The 16,282-nt window shown below is 67.7% G+C and carries 19 protein-coding genes; 11 read left to right on the forward strand and 8 right to left on the reverse strand.

Annotation, left to right across the window (positions count from 1 at the left end; genetic code table 11):
- Positions 1-67 precede the first annotated feature (67 nt).
- Positions 68-706: an FMN-dependent NADH-azoreductase gene (locus tag AC1Q6E_RS03785; protein ID WP_492572229.1), complete on the forward strand. Its 639-nt coding sequence runs from the start codon at positions 68-70 to the stop codon at positions 704-706.
- A gap of 35 nt (positions 707-741) precedes the next feature.
- Here AC1Q6E_RS03785 and AC1Q6E_RS03790 read toward each other — a convergent pair whose 3' ends face one another.
- Positions 742-1,650, reverse strand: coding sequence for an EamA family transporter (locus tag AC1Q6E_RS03790; RefSeq protein ID WP_152796527.1), 909 nt, complete (start codon positions 1,648-1,650; stop codon positions 742-744).
- A 42-nt stretch (positions 1,651-1,692) separates the two neighbouring features.
- Entirely contained in the window at positions 1,693-2,490 is a 798-nt protein-coding gene (locus tag AC1Q6E_RS03795) for an AraC family transcriptional regulator (protein WP_492572230.1), read from the reverse strand.
- Positions 2,491-2,594: 104 nt separating this feature from the next.
- Here AC1Q6E_RS03795 and AC1Q6E_RS03800 point away from each other — a divergent pair, with 104 nt between their 5' ends.
- Both AC1Q6E_RS03800 and AC1Q6E_RS03805 read left to right on the forward strand, forming a co-directional pair.
- Positions 2,595-3,785 (forward strand): MFS transporter, encoded by a 1,191-nt coding sequence (locus AC1Q6E_RS03800; protein WP_152796531.1) that lies wholly within the window; start codon positions 2,595-2,597, stop codon positions 3,783-3,785.
- Between the two features lie 156 nt (positions 3,786-3,941).
- Positions 3,942-4,925 carry a tripartite tricarboxylate transporter substrate binding protein gene (locus AC1Q6E_RS03805; RefSeq protein ID WP_492572231.1) on the forward strand — a complete coding sequence of 328 codons (984 nt, stop codon included), beginning with the start codon at positions 3,942-3,944 and terminating at the stop codon, positions 4,923-4,925.
- Positions 4,926-4,930: 5 nt separating this feature from the next.
- Here the strand turns inward: AC1Q6E_RS03805 and AC1Q6E_RS03810 are convergent, their stop codons facing one another.
- From AC1Q6E_RS03810 to AC1Q6E_RS03820, 3 genes are read right to left on the reverse strand one after another with little or no spacing between them, the layout of a single operon-like run.
- The gene (locus tag AC1Q6E_RS03810) at positions 4,931-5,842 is read right to left on the reverse strand and encodes a D-hexose-6-phosphate mutarotase (RefSeq protein WP_492572232.1); all 912 of its coding nucleotides are present in this window, start codon (positions 5,840-5,842) and stop codon (positions 4,931-4,933) included.
- A gap of 4 nt (positions 5,843-5,846) precedes the next feature.
- Complete coding sequence (locus AC1Q6E_RS03815; RefSeq protein ID WP_296556495.1) at positions 5,847-6,662, reverse strand: siderophore-interacting protein; 816 nt, start codon at positions 6,660-6,662, stop codon at positions 5,847-5,849.
- A 34-nt stretch (positions 6,663-6,696) separates the two neighbouring features.
- Positions 6,697-7,242, reverse strand: coding sequence for a PadR family transcriptional regulator (locus tag AC1Q6E_RS03820; protein ID WP_296556493.1), 546 nt, complete (start codon positions 7,240-7,242; stop codon positions 6,697-6,699).
- Positions 7,243-7,488: 246 nt separating this feature from the next.
- Between AC1Q6E_RS03820 and atpC the strand changes: the two genes are divergently transcribed.
- Positions 7,489-7,872, forward strand: a complete 384-nt coding sequence (gene atpC / locus AC1Q6E_RS03825) for an ATP synthase F1 subunit epsilon (RefSeq protein ID WP_152796542.1) — start codon at positions 7,489-7,491, stop codon at positions 7,870-7,872.
- A gap of 6 nt (positions 7,873-7,878) precedes the next feature.
- Here atpC and AC1Q6E_RS03830 read toward each other — a convergent pair whose 3' ends face one another.
- The 3 genes from AC1Q6E_RS03830 to AC1Q6E_RS03840 all read right to left on the reverse strand — a co-directional run bounded on the left by AC1Q6E_RS03830 (position 7,879) and on the right by AC1Q6E_RS03840 (position 9,937).
- Positions 7,879-8,595, reverse strand: coding sequence for an MgtC/SapB family protein (locus AC1Q6E_RS03830; RefSeq protein ID WP_152796544.1), 717 nt, complete (start codon positions 8,593-8,595; stop codon positions 7,879-7,881).
- Between the two features lie 90 nt (positions 8,596-8,685).
- Positions 8,686-9,042: a hypothetical protein gene (locus tag AC1Q6E_RS03835; RefSeq protein ID WP_152835653.1), complete on the reverse strand. Its 357-nt coding sequence runs from the start codon at positions 9,040-9,042 to the stop codon at positions 8,686-8,688.
- A 223-nt stretch (positions 9,043-9,265) separates the two neighbouring features.
- On the reverse strand, positions 9,266-9,937 hold the full coding sequence (locus AC1Q6E_RS03840) for a TetR/AcrR family transcriptional regulator (protein WP_296556491.1): 672 nt from the start codon (positions 9,935-9,937) through the stop codon (positions 9,266-9,268).
- Positions 9,938-10,119: 182 nt separating this feature from the next.
- On the opposite strand from AC1Q6E_RS03840, the gene AC1Q6E_RS03845 reads away from it, so the two are divergent.
- The 7 genes from AC1Q6E_RS03845 to AC1Q6E_RS03875 all read left to right on the forward strand — a co-directional run bounded on the left by AC1Q6E_RS03845 (position 10,120) and on the right by AC1Q6E_RS03875 (position 16,273).
- Positions 10,120-11,154 carry a Rieske 2Fe-2S domain-containing protein gene (locus tag AC1Q6E_RS03845; RefSeq protein ID WP_296556490.1) on the forward strand — a complete coding sequence of 345 codons (1,035 nt, stop codon included), beginning with the start codon at positions 10,120-10,122 and terminating at the stop codon, positions 11,152-11,154.
- A gap of 88 nt (positions 11,155-11,242) precedes the next feature.
- Positions 11,243-12,412, forward strand: a complete 1,170-nt coding sequence (locus AC1Q6E_RS03850; protein WP_296556489.1) for an ABC transporter substrate-binding protein — start codon at positions 11,243-11,245, stop codon at positions 12,410-12,412.
- Between the two features lie 177 nt (positions 12,413-12,589).
- Positions 12,590-13,582 (forward strand): YVTN family beta-propeller repeat protein, encoded by a 993-nt coding sequence (locus AC1Q6E_RS03855; RefSeq protein WP_492572233.1) that lies wholly within the window; start codon positions 12,590-12,592, stop codon positions 13,580-13,582.
- Positions 13,566-14,372, forward strand: coding sequence for a polysaccharide deacetylase family protein (locus AC1Q6E_RS03860; RefSeq protein ID WP_492572234.1), 807 nt, complete (start codon positions 13,566-13,568; stop codon positions 14,370-14,372). Before AC1Q6E_RS03855 ends, AC1Q6E_RS03860 begins: the two co-directional genes overlap by 17 nt.
- Positions 14,359-15,327, forward strand: coding sequence for a sterol desaturase family protein (locus AC1Q6E_RS03865; protein ID WP_152796554.1), 969 nt, complete (start codon positions 14,359-14,361; stop codon positions 15,325-15,327). Before AC1Q6E_RS03860 ends, AC1Q6E_RS03865 begins: the two co-directional genes overlap by 14 nt.
- A gap of 48 nt (positions 15,328-15,375) precedes the next feature.
- Positions 15,376-15,891: a 3-hydroxyacyl-[acyl-carrier-protein] dehydratase FabA gene (gene fabA / locus AC1Q6E_RS03870; protein WP_152796555.1), complete on the forward strand. Its 516-nt coding sequence runs from the start codon at positions 15,376-15,378 to the stop codon at positions 15,889-15,891.
- A 58-nt stretch (positions 15,892-15,949) separates the two neighbouring features.
- On the forward strand, positions 15,950-16,273 hold the full coding sequence (locus AC1Q6E_RS03875; protein ID WP_152796557.1) for an NIPSNAP family protein: 324 nt from the start codon (positions 15,950-15,952) through the stop codon (positions 16,271-16,273).
- Positions 16,274-16,282: the final 9 nt, after the last annotated feature.

Here is a 16,282-nt window from a genome sequence, read left to right on the forward strand (position 1 = left end):
TATCTTGTTGACGTGGCGGAGGTCATCCGCATTAACCCTAAGAATTCGACGCATACGAGGAATCCCCATGAAAGTCCTGCACATCGACTCGAGCTCCACCGGCACCGCTTCGGTTTCCCGGGAACTGACCGCCGCGGTCGTGAAGGCCCTGCGCCAGAACGACCCCCAATCGACGGTCAAGCACCGCGACCTGGTGGCCCATCCTCCGGCCCACCTGGACGGCGCGCTGCTGCAATCGCTGCGCCCTCAGCCCGGTGCCGTGGTCCCGGATGACGAGGGATTCCGCCAGGAAGTCGCCTACACCGACGAATTGCTGGCCGAATTCCTGGCCGCCGACGTCGTGGTGATCGGCGCTCCGATGTACAACTTCTCGATTCCCTCCCAGCTCAAGGCCTGGGTCGACCGTGTCGCACAAGCCGGCAAGACCTTCCGCTACACCGCCAACGGCCCCGAAGGCCTGGCTGGCGACAAGAAGGTCGTGATCGTCTCCTCCCGCGGCGGCAAGTACGCCGGTACGCCGGTGGAGAGCCTGCTGGATCACCAGGAGTCCTACCTGCGCGCGGTGCTCGGCTTCTTTGGCGTGACCGACGTGAGCGTGCTGCGCGCCGAGGGCGTCGCGCTGGGCGGCGAGGCTCGCGAAGCGGCCGTCAACCAGGCATTGGAACAAGCCGGCCTGATGGCCGAAGAACTGGCCGCCGCGGCCTGAGACGGGAATTCGGGCCGGATCCGGGGGCGCGCCGCCTAGGATCCGCCTCGCGTGCCATACAGCAGCAGGATCAGCCCCAGCACGACCAGCACCATGCCGCCGCGTTCGCGGCCGCTGGCATGCTGGGCGAAGATCCGCCGCGAAGCGAACTGCGCGAACAGGACTTCCACCAGGCCCAGCGTACGGACGTTGGCCGCCGAGGTCAGCGCGAAGCCGATGTACCAGCACTGGGACGCGAAGGCCCCCATGAATCCCGCCGGCAGCGACGAGCGCCAATGCGCCAGCACGCCGCGCAGCACGTCGCGCCGGAACAGCGCCTGCCAAAGCACCAGCGCGCCCGTCTGCATGACCAGTCCCGCTACCAGCGTCACGCTCGCGCGCGTCGCGAACGAACCGCTGTCCAGCGACACGATGGCACCGCGAAACGCCACCGCCGACAAGGCGAAGAAGGCGCCCGAGGCGATGCCCAGCAGCGCCGGACGCCAGTTGCCGCCCGCCCCCGCGCCGGGTTTCCACGACATGACGACCACGCCCGCCGTCGCCACCAGCACGGCGCAGGCGCCCAGCGCCGACAGGGGGTCTCCCAGCACGGCCACGGCAAAGACCGCGACCAGCACCGGCTCGGTCTTTACGTAGACCGTGCTGAGCGCGAAGTTGCGCAATTGCATGGTGGCCAGCATCAGCACCGTTGCCAGGATCTGTGCCGCGGCAGCTGCCGCCGAATACAGCAGGAACCGCGCATCGACATGCGGCAGGGAGTCTCCGCCCACCGCCAGCACCACGGCCAGGAACACCAGGGCGAAGGGCAGGCCGTACAGGAAACGGATCTGGGCCGCGCCCAGTGTGCCCAGCGTCTCCGTCAGCCGATGCTGCATGGTGTTGCGCGCCGTTTGCGCGGCGGCGGCGATAAGCGTGGCGGGAATCCAGAGCAGCGAGAGGTCCAAGGTCGTGGCCGGAAATCGATCAGCGGGCGATGATACCGCGCCCTAGCCTTCGCCCCGGTTGCGCTCTGCCAGGTAGCGGCCGGGCGGCTTGCCCATGGCCTTCCTGAACATGGTGATGAAGGCACTGACCGACTCGTAGCCCAGGTCCATCGCCACGCGCTGCACGGGCATGCCGGCGGACAGGCGTTGCAGCGCGACGATGACGTGCAGTTGCTGGCGCCAACGACCGAAACTCATGCCCGTTTCAGCCTTGATCAGCCGGGCCAGGCTGCGCTCGCTCATCGCCACCTGCTGCGCCCATCCGGCCACGGTACTGCGATTCGCGGGATCGGATGCCAGCGCGTCGGCAATGCGGCGCAGGCGGCTATGGGCGGGCACGGGCAGGTGCAGTTGCTCGGTGGGCATGCGCCCCAGTTGTTCCAGCAATACGCCCACCAGGCGGTGGGTCGGTCCATCCGGCGGGTAGTCGGTGGATTCGGCGGCCAGGTGCAGGATCAGTTCGCGCAGCAGCGGCGAGATCGACAGCGTGCAGCACACCTCGGGCAGCGGGGCCGTGTCCGGCTCGACGAACAGCAGGCAGACCTGGCCGTGCTGCGACACCCGGTTGCTGTGCGCCATGCCAGGTGGAATCCATACCCCGCATTGCGGCGGCACCATCCAGAGCCCGGTGGGCACATGGCAGGTGACCGAGCCCCGCAGCGCCAGGATCAACTGGCCCTTGCGATGCCGGTGCACCGGTTGTTCGCTGCGGCGCTGCCGGGCCGTCAGGTGCACCGCCACCACTGGCGCGACGGTGGCGTCGGGATCGAACTCGGCGAAGGCGGCTTCGAAAGCGGTCATGGCGAGTGATTGGCTGGTTTTGGCAATTTATTGTCATTTTATCCAAAGACAGACATACGCAAAATGCCTACAGTCCATGGGTACCCTTTCCGACTGCTTCACCCATGGCTCCGCTTTCCGCTCCAAGTTCCCTGTCCCGCCAGGCCTGGCTCGTCGCCGGCATCCTGCTGATCGCTTCCAACCTGCGCGGCCCGGTCACCGGCGTGGCGCCCGTGCTGGACATGATCCGAACCAGCCTGGACCTGACCGCCGCCCAGGCCGGCCTGCTCACCACCCTGCCCCTGCTGGCCTTTGCCGCCGGTTCTCCCATCGCCGCGCTGGCCGCCCGCCGCCACGGACTGGAGCGCACGTTGATGGCGGCGCTGCTGACCCTGGTGGCGGGCCTGTGCCTGCGGTCCTCGGGCGCGACCTGGGCCCTGTTCGCCGGCACCGTGCTGATCGGCGGCGCGATCGCCTTCGGCAACGTGCTGCTGCCCAGCCTGCTCAAGCGCGATTTCCCCGGGCGCATCGCCAGCCTGACCTCCGCCTATGCGCTGACGATGGGCGTGGCCTCGGGCCTGGCCTCGATGATCGCCGTGCCGCTGGCGCTCTGGTCCGCCGGCCCCGGATGGCCGCTGGCCCTGTTCGCCCCCGTCGTGCTGGCCGTCGCCAGCGCCCTCATCTGGCTGCCGCAACTGCGGGCCCCCGCCCCGGCCGCGGCACCGGCCGGCCCGGCTGCCCGCCCCCGGCCGGTCTGGAAATCGGCGCTGGCGTGGCAGATCACCCTTTTCCTTGGCCTGAACTCGCTGGTCTATTACATCGTTTCCAGCTGGCTGCCCTCGATGCTGCACGACGCGGGCTACCCGCCGGGTTCGACCGGTTCGGTCCATGGCATGCTGCAGATCGCCTCGGCCGTCGTCGGCCTGCCGCTGCTGGCGCTGGTGCGCCGGGTGCGCGACCAGCGCTGGCTGGCGGTCGGTTGCTCGGGCCTTTCCATCGTGGCCCTGCTGGGCCTGCTGGCCGCGCCGTCCTGGGCCGCGGCGTGGGCCATCCTGTATGGCTGCGGCGGCGGCGCTTCCATCATCCTGGGGCTGGCCTTCGTCAGCCTGCGTGTCGGCAACGCGCAGCAGGCGGCCGCGCTGTCCGGCATGGCCCAGGCCGTGGGCTATCTGCTGGCCGCGGGCGGCCCCACGGCCATCGGCGCGGTGCACGACATGACGGGCGGATGGACGGTCGCCCTGCTGATCTGCCTGGTCTTCGCCTGCGCCCAGGCCGTGTTCGGCCTGTACGCGGGGCGGCATCGCCAATTGGCCTAGGGCCAGTTCCCGATAAAAGGAGCCTCGTGCAGGCCGGGAATGGACCCTGGCCACGGGACGCATAACAGCTTTGATGGCCCGGCGATAGGCGGGCCCGGATCCTCCTCCTAAAGTATGGCCGACCACCTGAAAAGAACCACAACGGAGGAGATGTCCATGGGTTTTCATCGACGACGCGCCGGCCTGGCGCTGACGCAGGCGGCGCTCCTGCTGGCCGTGGCCGGCGGCGCGGGTGCCGCCGGCTTTCCCGACCACGCCCTGCGGCTCGTCGTGCCTTTTCCGGCGGGAGGCGCCGCCGACATCATGGCGCGCGGACTGGCGCAGCAACTGACCGAACAACTGGGTCAGCAAGTGGTGATCGAGAACCGCGGCGGCGCGGGCGGAACGACAGCGGCCGAGGCCGTGGCTCACGCGGCCCCGGACGGCTACACGCTGTTCTTCGCCACCATGGGCACACAGGCCATCAATCCCTCGCTGTATCCCAAGCTGCGCTACGACCCGATCAAGGATTTCGAATACGTCAGCCTGACCCACACCACGCCGCGCGTACTGGTCGTCCATCCCTCGGTGCCGGCAAAGACCGTGGAAGAGTTGATCGCGCTGGCGAAGGCACAGCCCGGCGCCCTGACCTATGGCTCGGCCGGCAACGGCAGCTCCAGTCACCTGTCGGGCGCGCTGTTTTCCTCGATGGCGGACGTGCGGCTGCTACATGTCCCCTACAAGGGCAGCGCGCCGCTGTTGAACGACGTGCTGGCGGGCCGTGTGTCCATGACTTTCGATTCGTACGCGGTGTATGCCGAGCACATACGCAGCGGCAAGGTGCGCGCGCTGGGCGTCACCAGCCTCAAGCGCATGAGCGCGCTTCCTGACGTGCCGGCCATCGCCGAGGCCGGCCTGCCCGGCTACGACGTCTCGAACTGGCTCGGGCTGCTGGCCCCCCGGGGAACGCCCGCGGCGGTGGTGGACCGATTGCACGGCGCCGTCGTCCGCGGCATGTCCGAGGAGTCCGCGCGCCGCCGCCTGGCGGCCATGGGGATAGAAGCGACCTCCAGCACGCCGGCCGAATTCACCGACCTGGTCAGGATGGAAATCCCCAAGTGGGAGGCCGTGGTGAAAAAATCCGGCGCGACGGTCGACTGACGGCTTCAGGCGCCCCAGCCCACCGCGCGCAGCGTTACGCTCATGTCCGCGGCGGCACCGGGCGCAAGTTCCAGCACGTCGTCCCAGACCCGGGCGGTCTCGATGCACAACATGTCGCGCCAGGCATCAGGACGGAACTGCGACAGGCGCAGCGACTTGTCCACCCAGGGGTTCCACACCACGGCCGAACGCGAACCCGACGCCTGGATCTCGACGGTTCGCCGCCATCCGGGATCGCGTATCTGCATCGGCCCGGACAGGCCGGTGTAGATGCGGTCGGTTTCCCCCTGGATGGACAGCGGCCCCTCCTGCACCTGCGGCGTCCAGTCTCTCAAGGTATCGACATAGGCCGCGCCATCCAGGCCTTCGATCGCCACCTCGCGCGCATCGCTCACGGCGAAGTAGGTATGCAGCGCCTGGCTCAGGGCCAGCGTGCCCGGGCCCGTGTTGCGGGTGGACAAGGTCAGCGTGAGCGCATCGTCCAGGCGGATATCCAGCGTCGCGACGGCCGCGTGGTTCCAGCCGCCGTGGCCGGCGGGCAGGTCCAGTCGCAGCCGCAGGCACGCGGCGTCGCCCTCGACGCGCGCGCCGCACTCTTGCCAATCCAGCGCCCGCGCGAAGCCATGGGCCGGCGCATCGGCGCCGGGCGCCAGCATGGCGCGGACAAGTTCGGGATTGCGGTCGAACTGGCCGAACCACGGCCAGCAGACGGGAATCCCGCCGCGCAACGACGAACCGGTCCGGAATTCCGCCTGGTCGCTCAGCCACACCACCGGGGGCTGTCCGGTCGGGGCGTAGTACAGGACCTGCGCGCCCTGGCGCGCCACCAGCGCCTCGCCGTGCGGCGACACCAGGCGCCAGCACGGCAGGTCTTTCACCGTCGTGGCCACGACGGCCGCGGAGCGTTTCGCGCGCATGCTTTCAATCCTCGTGCTTGTCGTGAGTGGCAGCGGCGCCGAGCTTCCAGTAGCCGGCGGCCTTGATCCACTCCTTGGGCAGTTGCCAGCTCTCCACCAGGACCTGGCGCACGCGCCTGGCCACCCCGGATTCGGCCGCGACCCAGGCATACCAGTCGCCCTGGGGCTTGCCCAGCTCGGCCACTGCCTGCGCGAGCAGTTCCGGACGCCCGGGCGCCACGCCGTCGCGATGGACCCAGCGGACCGCCACGTCGGCCCGCGTGTCGAACGATTGTTCTTCGGCCACGTCGGCCACCTCGGCCACGACCACGGCGCGCGCGCCCTCGGGCAGTTCTTCCAGGCGGCGGGCGATGGCCGGCAGCGCGGTTTCGTCGCCCACCAGCAGATAACCGTCGAAGTCCCCTTCCAGCACGAAGGAGCCGCGCGGACCGCCCACGCCCAGGTACTGTCCCGCCTCGGCGCGCGCCGCCCACTCGGCGGCGGGGCCGTCGCCATGCAGGGCGAACTCGATATCGAGTTCGCCCGCCGCGGCGTCGTACCGGCGCGGCGTATAGTCGCGCGCCGCCGGACGGGGCTGGCCCTCGGGGAACACCATGCCATTGGGCCCGGGCGTCGGCACCACCGGCCGCTGCTGGCCGGGCGCGGGAAAGAACAGCTTGACGTGGTCGTCGTGCGCGGCGCTGGCGAAGCCGGCCAGGTCCTCGCCTTCGAGCGTCACCCGCAGCAGGCGGGGCGTGACCTTGCGCACCGCGCGTACGCGCAGCAGGCGGAACTTCAGTTCGTGGCGGACGCGGCGCACCGCGCGTTCGGTTTTTTCCATGGTGAATTTTCCAGGATGATGTTTGGAGGGGCGGCTACTTGCCCAGGATCTCGGCCGTGGCGCGTCTCAGGATGGCGGCGATGCGCAGGGCCTCGCCGCCCTCACAGGCGCCCGCCTGGTGCAACGCCTGCTTCAGGCCATAGCGCGCCAGCATCAGGTCCTCGGGCGTGCCCGGCGCGATGGTGTCCAGGCCGTCCTCGCCGTCGAACACCCGGCGCACCTGGGCCATCCGCGCCCCCACCTTGGCCAGGTCGGCCAGGATGCGTTCGGCCTGGCCGCGATGGCGCGCCAGGCAGGCGCTGCCTTCGTCGGTCAACCGATAGCGTTTCTTGGTGCCTTCCACGGTGACCACGGCATGGCCCACGTCTTCCAGGTAGGCCAGCGCGGGATACACCATGCCCGAACTGGGGCTGTAGAACCCCGACGAGCGCTCGGACAATTGCTTGATCAGTTCATAGCCGTGGCGCGGCTCTTCCTCCAGCAACGCCAGCAGGATGAGCTGCAGGTCCTCGGCGGCGAGCCTGCGCCCCGGGCGCAGGCCCAGGCCGCGTCCACCCGGTGAAATGTCATGGCGTTGCATGGCTGCCCTCCGGCCTGTTCCAGGCCATGGAATATCTAAAAACATATCTTACGACATATCTTAAGACATAAAAAATCGGCTGCCAAACGGAGATGCACGGTTTGGTGGTTTATCCACCACTTCTGTGGACAAGCTTGGGGATAGCATGGAGACGGCGCGGCGGGAGCCGCGTGGCGACTGGCTTTGAAATACCCGGCTCAAAAAGCGGGCACCGGATGGCCGGGCCCGCCGGGCCAAAAGGACATCATGCAGATAGACATCGTCAATGCGGAGGCAACCATCTTCTCGGGCGAAGGCAGCTATGTGCAGCTCCCGGGCAAGGACGGATCGCTGGGGATACTGCCCGGCCACATTCCCCTGCTGACGCTGCTCAAGGAAGGAATGATCACCATCCGGCGGGCCGAAGGGGATGAATACGTCTACGTATCGGGCGGCCTGGCCGAAGTCATGCCGCGGGGCATCACGGTCCTGGCCGACACCGCCGTGCGTACCACCGGACTCGACGATGTCCGGGCCGAACAGGCGCGCGCCGCGGCGCGCGAGCGCATGCATGACCGCCTGGACGCGATGCGCTATGCGGCCGCCCGCGCCGAACTCGTGACGAGCCTGGAACTCAAGCGCGGCCGCTGACCTGCCTCAGTCGGAAGTGCTGGGCGCCCAGAATACCTGGGCGATGGCGGGATTGCGGCCCAGCTTGTCGGTAATGCGGTCCAGGTCGCTGCCATGGATGGAAGTGGCCATGAGCGTGGCCTTGATCTCGATCTCTTCGTCGCCGAAGGGCACGACCTCCAGGTCGGCCAGCGGGTAGTTCGCCTCCTCCAGCTCGGACTCGAGCGCCGTCAGCGCGGCACTGCGGTGGGCCGTGCCGGTGATGACGTGGATGATGCTCGTCACCTCGGACGACAGGACATCCACCGGCTGGCGATTGAAGGTGTTCACCACCGGCCGCAGCAGCGTATTGGCGGCGAGGACGAAGATCGTGGCCAGCACCGCCTCGGCGATGAGGTCCGCACCCGCGCAGGCGCCGATCGCGGCGGATCCCCACAGCGTGGCGGCGGTGTTCAGGCCGCGCACGTTGCCCTCTTCCCGCATGATGACCCCGGCCCCCAGGAAACCGACGCCCGAGACCACGTAGGAGGCTACCCGCGCCGCGCCGTCCGAGCCCGCGATGCGCATGGCCATGTCCACGAAGATGGCGGCGCCCAGCGCCACCAGCACATTGGTCCGCAGGCCCGCCGTGCGCTGCCGGTACTGCCGCTCCAACCCGACCAGGGCCCCCAGGATGAACGCGGTCGTCAGGCTGACGAGCGTGTCGAGCAGATCCAGCGTCTGGATATTGGCGATTGCCTTCATGGGACCTCGTTGTTCTTGTCGTCGATCTGAATGGGACGGCACCGGGTGGTCGAGCACCGTCCGAAGGATAGCGCGGCTTTGCCGCCGCGTTTATTGCAGTTGTTCGTAATGCACGCGCTGGACGTCGGGATAGCGCCCGAGCCCCAGCGCGACCGAATTCAAGGCACCGCGCAGGTGCGGCGCGCAGTGCAGCGTGACCGACATCCAGTGGGTGTCGTCATCGGACGCGGCGCTGGCCACGCGCATCTGCGAGATGCGCAGGTCCCGGGCCGACAACTCGGCGTGCAGGTGCTGGCGCAGGCGATCCAGCCGCGGGCTGGCGCTGAACACCGTCAGGCGATAGGACTGGAGCTGCTCGCGAGGGACGCGCGCGGGCTTGGCGCCCCAGGGGCTCAGGATATGGGCGAAACGCATGATGACCTCCTGGCAGACAGGAAGACGGATCATGCCGCTCGGCATACGCGGGGGGAACTGCCCGAAGGCAGCAAATAGATGGGAGCCCCGGTTAACGGGGCGGCCGCATCCTGGCTTGGCAGGACGCGGCAGACAAATCTGCGGACCTGCTAAGCGGCGTTTGCCGAAACGGCTGAACTGCCGTCGTTATCCACGACTTGCCTCAAGAAAGATTGGAATCCGTCGATTTTAACCCAATTACCCCCTAGGGACAACCCTAGGATCCTATCGCGGCACCCGCGCCAGCCGCCCTTGGGCCGCGTGGGAATTGTTGATAGATCACGCGCACCCAATCCTGGATGTAGCGCTCGTAGTGCGCTTCGTCATGCTGCCAGAGATTGTTCAGGGCCATGCCGCGCACCAGGTTCAGGGACAGGTTCAACGCCAGTTGCGCCTGCTCGCCGCTAAAGCCCGCCTGCCGGAACACCTCCAGCCACAGCGCATTGGTCGAAGACCGGTAGCGCTCCATCACGGGCAGGATCTTGCCCATCAGGTCGGGATCGGTGCGCGCCACCATGATGACTTCGATCGCGGCGATGAACGGCCAGTCGAAATAGACGCTCCAGCAATCCTTGATGAAGCCCTCGACAGGACGCTCGATCGCCTCCGGCGCATGCGCCTCGCGCTGGCCGCGCCGGATGGACTCCTCGTAGATTTCGGCGGTCGCGGCCACCACCAGTTCGGCCTTGGTCGCGTAGTGGTGCATCAAGGCGCCGTTGGACATACCGGCGCAGCGCGCCACTTCCTTGGTGGTCAGGCCGTTGTAGCCCGAGCGCATCAACACCTCTATCGTCGCCGCCAGCAGGCGTTCGCGCGCGTCCCGGCTGCGGTTCGCCTGCGTGCGCCGCGTACGGGGGCGCCCCTGCACGGTCTCAGGCGGCGGGGACATCGTCGGTGGTCGGGTGGGTCGCATCGCTCCCGGGCATCCTCAGTACGGCCAAGGCCGCATCTTAGCCTCCCTCGCCGGGCATGGGACGATCCTAGGGTTTCCCTCATTTTACAAACCGTTCACTCTGTTTGTATAAATCATCACACGAAGCCATTCAAGACGAACGCAAAAAGGAGACCCCCATGTCCTTCGTGAAGAATGCCTGGTATGTGGCCTGTTGGAGCGACGAGGTCAAGGCCGGCGAGCTGTTCGCCCGCACCTTGCTGGACGAACGGGTCGTGTTCTACCGCAAGGCGGACGGCACGCCGGTCGCCTTGCGCGACCGCTGCCCCCACCGCTTCATCCCGCTCAGCATGGGCAAGCTCAGGGGCGACGTGGTCGAGTGCGGCTACCACGGACTGCGGTTCGACAGCAGCGGCGCCTGCGTCAAGAACCCGCACGGCGACGGCAGGATCCCCGCCGCGGCCCGCGTGCAGGCCTACACGGCGCACGACCGCCACGGCATGCTGTGGATCTGGATGGGCGACGCCGCCGCGGACCCGGCGCGGATCCCCGACTACGGCATGCTGGACGAGGGCGCGGGCTATCGCACCAGCCGCGGCCAGCTGCATATCAACGCCAACTACGAGTTGATGGGAGAGAACCTGCTCGACCTGAGCCACATCAGCTTCCTGCACGAGGGGCTGCTGGGCAGCCCCGAGCAGGTCCACGCCAGGCAGGAGGTCGTCCAGGACGGCAACCGCCTGCAATGCAACCGCTGGATGCCCAACGTCTCCGTGCCTGGCGTGTTCGACATGCTGTTCCGGCGCGACGGCCAGCCGGTGGACATGTGGACCAACATGCGCTGGGACCCGCCCGGATGCTTCCTGCTGGACACCGGCGTCCAGGCGCCTGGGGAATCCCGTGAGCGCGGCGCATGGTATTACGGCATCCACATCCTGACGCCGGAGACCGCCCGCACCACCCATTACCACTTCGCCGCCGCTCGCCCGCCCGGCCCGGAATTGGATCCCGAGACCAACGCCCGGCTCGCGGAGATGCGGCGCATCGCGTTCGAGGACCAGGACAAGCCCATCATCGACGCGCAGCAGGAGGCGCTGGGCGACCACGATTTCTGGGACATGAAGCCCGTGCTGCTGAATGTGGATCTCGGGCCGGTGCGCATGCGCCATACGCTCGACCGCCTGCGCAAGGCAGAGGCCGCCCCGGCCCGCTGACCGCGTTTCTTGGCCGGCCGCGGCAACGCATCGCGGCCGCCTTCCCGGCAGGATCACCCTGCCCCATCACACCGAGGAGACAATCATCATGCACCACTGCTTGCGCGGCGTGGCGGCCGCGGCCGCCCTGATCATGGCCTGCGGCGCGGCCCACGCCCAGGCGCCGATCAAGATTGGCTTCATGGGAGAACTGAGCGGCCCCCAGGCCGCCGTGGGCCAGGACCAGCTCGACGGTTTCATGCTGCTGGTCGAACGCAACGGCGGCAAACTGGGCGGGCAGCCCGTCGAGATCCTGCGCGAGGACACCCAGCTCAAGCCCGACGTGGCCAACCAGGCGGCGCGGCGGCTGGTGGAGCGCGAGAAAGTGCCCATCGTCACCGGCATCTCGTTCTCCAACATCATGCTGGCCGTGCACAAATACCTGACCGACCGCGAAGTCTTCGTGATCGGATCGAACGCGGGCCCTTCGCAGATCGCCGGGCCGCGTTGCTCGCCCTATCAGTTCATCACGTCCTGGCAGGGTGACCAGGCGTCCGAGGCGGTCGGCCAGTACGCCGCCGACAAGGGCTACAAACGCGTCGTCGTCCTGGCCCCCAACTACCAGGCCGGCAAGGACACGGTGGCCGGCTTCAAGCGCTACTACAAGGCCCCGCTTGCCGACGAGGTCTACACCTCCTTGCAGCAGCTCGATTTCTCCACCGAGCTGGCGCAGGCCGCCGCCCGCCAGCCCGATGCCGTGTTCGCGTTCTTCCCCGGCGGACTGGGCGTCAGCTTTGCCAAGCAATACGCCCAGTCGGGCCTGCAGAAGACGCCACTGCTGTCGACCTTCACCATCGACGCCATCTCGCTGCCGGTGCTGGGCGAGTCGGCGCAAGGCATGATCAGCGGCGGCTTCTGGGCGCCCGATTTCGACAATGCCTCGAGCCGCCGCTTTGTCCAGGCCTTCGAGCAGCGCTACAAGCGCATTCCGTCGAACTACGCGGCCCAGAGCTACGACGCGGCGCTGCTGCTGGACGCCGCCATCGCCAAGGTGCAGGGCCGCGTGGCCGACAAGCCCGCCTTCATGGCGGCCTTGAAACAGGCGGACTTCCCCTCGGTGCGGGGCGACTTCCGTTTCAACAACAACCACTTCCCGCTGCAGGACATGCACGTGTTGCAGGCGGTCAGGGACGAACAGGGGCGCATGACCCTCAAGACCCTGGCCACGCCCTTCCACAAACAACCCGACGCCTATCACCGGCAGTGCCCGTTGTCCTGACCCCCGGCGGCCCGCGCGCCGGGTTGTCGCGGCAAACCAACATTCGCCCAAAAACGACAGCAGCGGCAAGCCCGGCCGCCTAGACTATGCGGACTCTGGCGGCCGTCCCCCGGCCGTGGGCTGCCCGCGGGCCCGCATCGGCGCCCGGCGGCGTTGTAGAACCTGCGGGATCCGACATTGAAATCTCAGCTTTTTGCCCGCCTGGCCGGCGCTCTCGGCCTGTGCGCGGTGTTTGCCGCCTCGGCGGCACCTCCCCCCGTGATCGTCCTGAATTCCCTGGATGCCTCGGTCAGCATCCTCGATCCCGCGACCTACGCGGAATTGCGGCGCGTGCCCACGGGCAAGGAACCTCATCACCTGTACCTGACGCCGGATGAGAAATCGCTGCTGGTGGCCAATGCCGGCAGCGATTCGCTCACTTTCTTCGACCCCGCCACCGGCAACGTCCAGCGCACGCTGACCGGCATCGTCGATCCCTACCAGCTGCGTTTCTCGCCCGACATGAAGTGGTTCGTAACCGCGGCGAACCGGCTGGATCACATCGACATCTACCAATGGACCGGCCAGGCAGGATCGGCCGACCCCAAGCTGGTCAAGCGCATTCCGGCCGGCCGCACGCCCAGCCACCTGACCATAGACAGCAAGAGCCGCAACCTGTACGTATCGCTGCAGGACAGCGACCAATTGATCGCCATCGACCTGGCGACGCAGGCGCCACTGTGGACCATCCCGGTGGGCAAGACGCCGGCCGACGTCTATATCACCAACGATGACCGCTACCTGCTGGTCGCGTTGACCGGCGACAGCTATGTCGAGGTCTACGACCTGGCGGTCTCGCCCGCCAAGCTCGTCAAGCGCATCCCCACCGCGGCCGGCGCCCACGCGTTCAGAGCCCAGGGCGACGGACGGCACCTGTTCGTCAGCAACCGCGTGGCCAACACCATCAGCCGCATCGATCTCCAGACCCTGTCGGTGGTCGACGCCTATCCCGCCCCCGGCGGCCCGGACTGCATGGAAGTGCTGGCCGACGGCAAGACCCTGCTGGTCACCTCGCGCTGGGCCAAGAAGCTCACCGTCATCGATACCGTCACCCGCAAGGTCGTGCACCAGACCAAGGTGGGCCGCTCGCCCCACGGCGTCTGGACCCTGTCCCATGCGCCACGCCAGTAGCCAGGCGCGCGCGGGCGCGGCCGCGCTGCTGCTGGTTGCCGCCGGCGCGCAGGCGGCGGAGTGCGCGCGCCCGGTCTACCTGACCTTCGACACCGGCCACATGGGCGTCGCCCCGCTGGTGGCCGAGGTGCTGGACCGCCAGCAGGTCAAGGCAAGCTTCTTCCTGGCCAACGAGAAAACCCGCGACGGCGGCACCAGCCTGGACGATCGCTGGGCCCCCTGGTGGAAGGCCATGGCGGCGCGCGGGCATGTTTTCGGCTCGCACACGTACGACCACGTGTACTGGCAGGCCAACCTGCCGGACGGCGGCTTCCGCGTCAAGCCCACCTTCGGCCCGCAGGCCGGACAGGCCCGGGCCATGAGCGTCGAGGCCTATTGCGCCGAACTGGACCGCAGCGCCGCGCGCTTCAAGGACATGACCGGGCAGGCCATGCTGCCGCTGTTCCGCGCGCCCGGCGGCAAGACCTCGCCCGCCCTGCTCCAGGCTGCCGAAAACCGCTGCGGCTATCGCCACGTGGGCTGGGCCGACGCCGGCTTCCTGGGCGACGAACTCCCCAGCGACAAATACCCCAACGCGGCGCTGCTGGCGCGCGCCTTGCGCAACATCCGTCCCGGCGATATCTTGATGGCGCACCTGGGCATCTGGTCCCGCCAGGACCCCTGGGCGCCGGCCGTGCTGGAACCGCTCATCACCGGGCTCAAGCAGAAGGGTTACTGCTTCGCGACGCTGGCCGACCATCCGCAATACCGGGCCTGGCTGGCCACGCATCACGTCCATGGAACTCCTTAGCGATCTTTTCTCCGGCATGCAGCAGTGGCTGTTCGAGACGCTCGTCCAGCCCCTGCTCTTTCACCTGGGGCTCGGCAGCATCCTCGAGGACGCCTATGACGGCACCATGTGGCTGCTGCTGGGCATCCTGCAACTGCTGATCATGCTGGCCGTGTTCGTCCCCCTTCAACGCTGGCGCCCGGTCGAGAAAATCGTGGACCGGACCGCGGTGCGGCTGGACATCCTCTACACCGCCATCCACTCCCTGGGCCTGTTCCGGCTGGTGCTGTTCTTCACGACCCAGCCGCTGGCCGATCACGTGTTCGGCCAGTTGCACGTGCTGGGGTTCTCCCCCTTCCATCTCGACGAAATCTGGCCCGGCGTGACCGACCGCGCCTGGGTCAGCCTGATCCTGTACCTGTTGATCTTCGATTTCGTCGACTATGCCTTCCACCGTGCCGAGCATCGCTTCCAGTGGCTGTGGGCGCTGCACGCGGTCCATCACAGCCAGCGCCAGATGACGATGTGGTCCGACAACCGCAACCACCTGCTCAGCGACCTGCTGCGCGACGTGATGGTCGTCCTGGTCTCGCACCTGGTGGGCGTGCCGCCGGGACAGTTCGTGATGGTCGTGATCATCACCCGGCTGGTCGAAAGCCTCTCGCACGCCAATCTGCGGGCCGGCTTCGGCCGCTTTGGCCAGTACCTGCTGGTAGGACCGAAATTCCATCGGCACCACCACGCCATCGAACCGCCATCCGCCCCCGGCCGCCCCGAGGCCAATTACAACTTCGGCGTCCTGTTCCCGATCTGGGACATCCTGCTGGGCACCGCGCGCTTCGACGGCAACTATGGGCCGACCGGCATCAGCGACCAGCTTCCCGAGCGCGGCGGCCGCGACTACGGCCGCGGCTTCCTAGCCCAGCAATGGCTGGGGCTCAAGAGACTGCTGGGCAGCGCGCCGCCACGCGGCTGAGCCTCGGGGGCGACGATATAATCCCGGTTTCCAACGAGGACTTCTTACATGCTTGAACAGAACGCCTTCTCCCGTGAAGACCTGCTGCGCTGCGCGCGTGGCGAATTGTTCGGGAAAGGCAATGCGCAGTTGCCCGCCCCCAACATGCTGATGATGGATCGCATCACGCACATCTCGGACAAGGGAGGCAAGTACGGCAAGGGGCAGGTCGTCGCCGAGCTCGACATCCATCCGGACCTGTGGTTTTTCGCCTGCCATTTCGAAGGCGATCCGGTCATGCCCGGCTGCCTGGGCCTGGATGCCATGTGGCAGTTGGTGGGCTTCTTCCTGGGTTGGCAGGGCAATCCCGGCCGGGGCCGCGCGCTGGGTTCGGGCGAGGTCAAGTTCGTCGGGCAGGTGTTGCCGACGGCCAAGAAGGTCACCTACACCATCGATATCAAGCGCACCATCAATCGCACGCTGGTGCTGGGCATCGCCGACGGCACCATGAGCGTGGACGGCCGCGAGATCTACACCGCCGAAGGCCTGCGCGTGGGCCTGTTCACTTCCACCGATTCGTTCTGACCACGCGGCGCGGGCTGGCCCGTTGCCCGCGCCGGACATCCTCCCGGGGAGACTTTCCATGCTGTACGACGTTCGCACCTACACGTGCCGGCCCGGCACGATCAAGAAACAGCTCGAGCTCTATCAGGAACTGGGTTTCGACCCGCAGCGCAAGCACCTGGGCGATCCGGTGCTCTACCTGCAGACGGAGACTGGCAACGTCAACAGCTTCACCCACATCTGGGCGTACCGCGACGCCGCCGACCGCATGACGCGCCGCGCGGCGCTGCAGAAGGATCCGGACTGGCAGGTCTACCTGAAGAAAAGCGTGGAGATGGGCAACCTGGTCTCGCAAGAGAACCACCTGATGGTGCCTGCCCCCTTCTTCTCCTCGAAGCTGTAGCCCCCCAGG

This window comes from Pigmentiphaga sp. MLSB6-MA01 (assembly GCF_058793475.1).

Excerpts from the sequence above, each read along its gene's own strand:
- atpC (WP_152796542.1), top strand. The coding sequence starts at position 7,489 with ATGCAGATAGACATCGTCAATGCGGAGGCAACCATCTTCTCGGGCGAA.
- AC1Q6E_RS03805 (WP_492572231.1), top strand. The coding sequence starts at position 3,942 with ATGGGTTTTCATCGACGACGCGCCGGCCTGGCGCTGACGCAGGCGGCG.
- fabA (WP_152796555.1), top strand. The coding sequence starts at position 15,376 with ATGCTTGAACAGAACGCCTTCTCCCGTGAAGACCTGCTGCGCTGCGCG.
- AC1Q6E_RS03820 (WP_296556493.1), bottom strand. The coding sequence starts at position 7,242 with ATGCAACGCCATGACATTTCACCGGGTGGACGCGGCCTGGGCCTGCGC.
- AC1Q6E_RS03835 (WP_152835653.1), bottom strand. The coding sequence starts at position 9,042 with ATGATCCGTCTTCCTGTCTGCCAGGAGGTCATCATGCGTTTCGCCCAT.
- AC1Q6E_RS03865 (WP_152796554.1), top strand. The coding sequence starts at position 14,359 with ATGGAACTCCTTAGCGATCTTTTCTCCGGCATGCAGCAGTGGCTGTTC.
- AC1Q6E_RS03850 (WP_296556489.1), top strand. The coding sequence starts at position 11,243 with ATGCACCACTGCTTGCGCGGCGTGGCGGCCGCGGCCGCCCTGATCATG.
- AC1Q6E_RS03795 (WP_492572230.1), bottom strand. The coding sequence starts at position 2,490 with ATGACCGCTTTCGAAGCCGCCTTCGCCGAGTTCGATCCCGACGCCACC.
- AC1Q6E_RS03860 (WP_492572234.1), top strand. The coding sequence starts at position 13,566 with ATGCGCCACGCCAGTAGCCAGGCGCGCGCGGGCGCGGCCGCGCTGCTG.
- AC1Q6E_RS03830 (WP_152796544.1), bottom strand. The coding sequence starts at position 8,595 with ATGAAGGCAATCGCCAATATCCAGACGCTGGATCTGCTCGACACGCTC.
- AC1Q6E_RS03800 (WP_152796531.1), top strand. The coding sequence starts at position 2,595 with ATGGCTCCGCTTTCCGCTCCAAGTTCCCTGTCCCGCCAGGCCTGGCTC.
- AC1Q6E_RS03785 (WP_492572229.1), top strand. The coding sequence starts at position 68 with ATGAAAGTCCTGCACATCGACTCGAGCTCCACCGGCACCGCTTCGGTT.
- AC1Q6E_RS03840 (WP_296556491.1), bottom strand. The coding sequence starts at position 9,937 with ATGTCCCCGCCGCCTGAGACCGTGCAGGGGCGCCCCCGTACGCGGCGC.
- AC1Q6E_RS03875 (WP_152796557.1), top strand. The coding sequence starts at position 15,950 with ATGCTGTACGACGTTCGCACCTACACGTGCCGGCCCGGCACGATCAAG.
- AC1Q6E_RS03845 (WP_296556490.1), top strand. The coding sequence starts at position 10,120 with ATGTCCTTCGTGAAGAATGCCTGGTATGTGGCCTGTTGGAGCGACGAG.
- AC1Q6E_RS03810 (WP_492572232.1), bottom strand. The coding sequence starts at position 5,842 with ATGCGCGCGAAACGCTCCGCGGCCGTCGTGGCCACGACGGTGAAAGAC.
- AC1Q6E_RS03815 (WP_296556495.1), bottom strand. The coding sequence starts at position 6,662 with ATGGAAAAAACCGAACGCGCGGTGCGCCGCGTCCGCCACGAACTGAAG.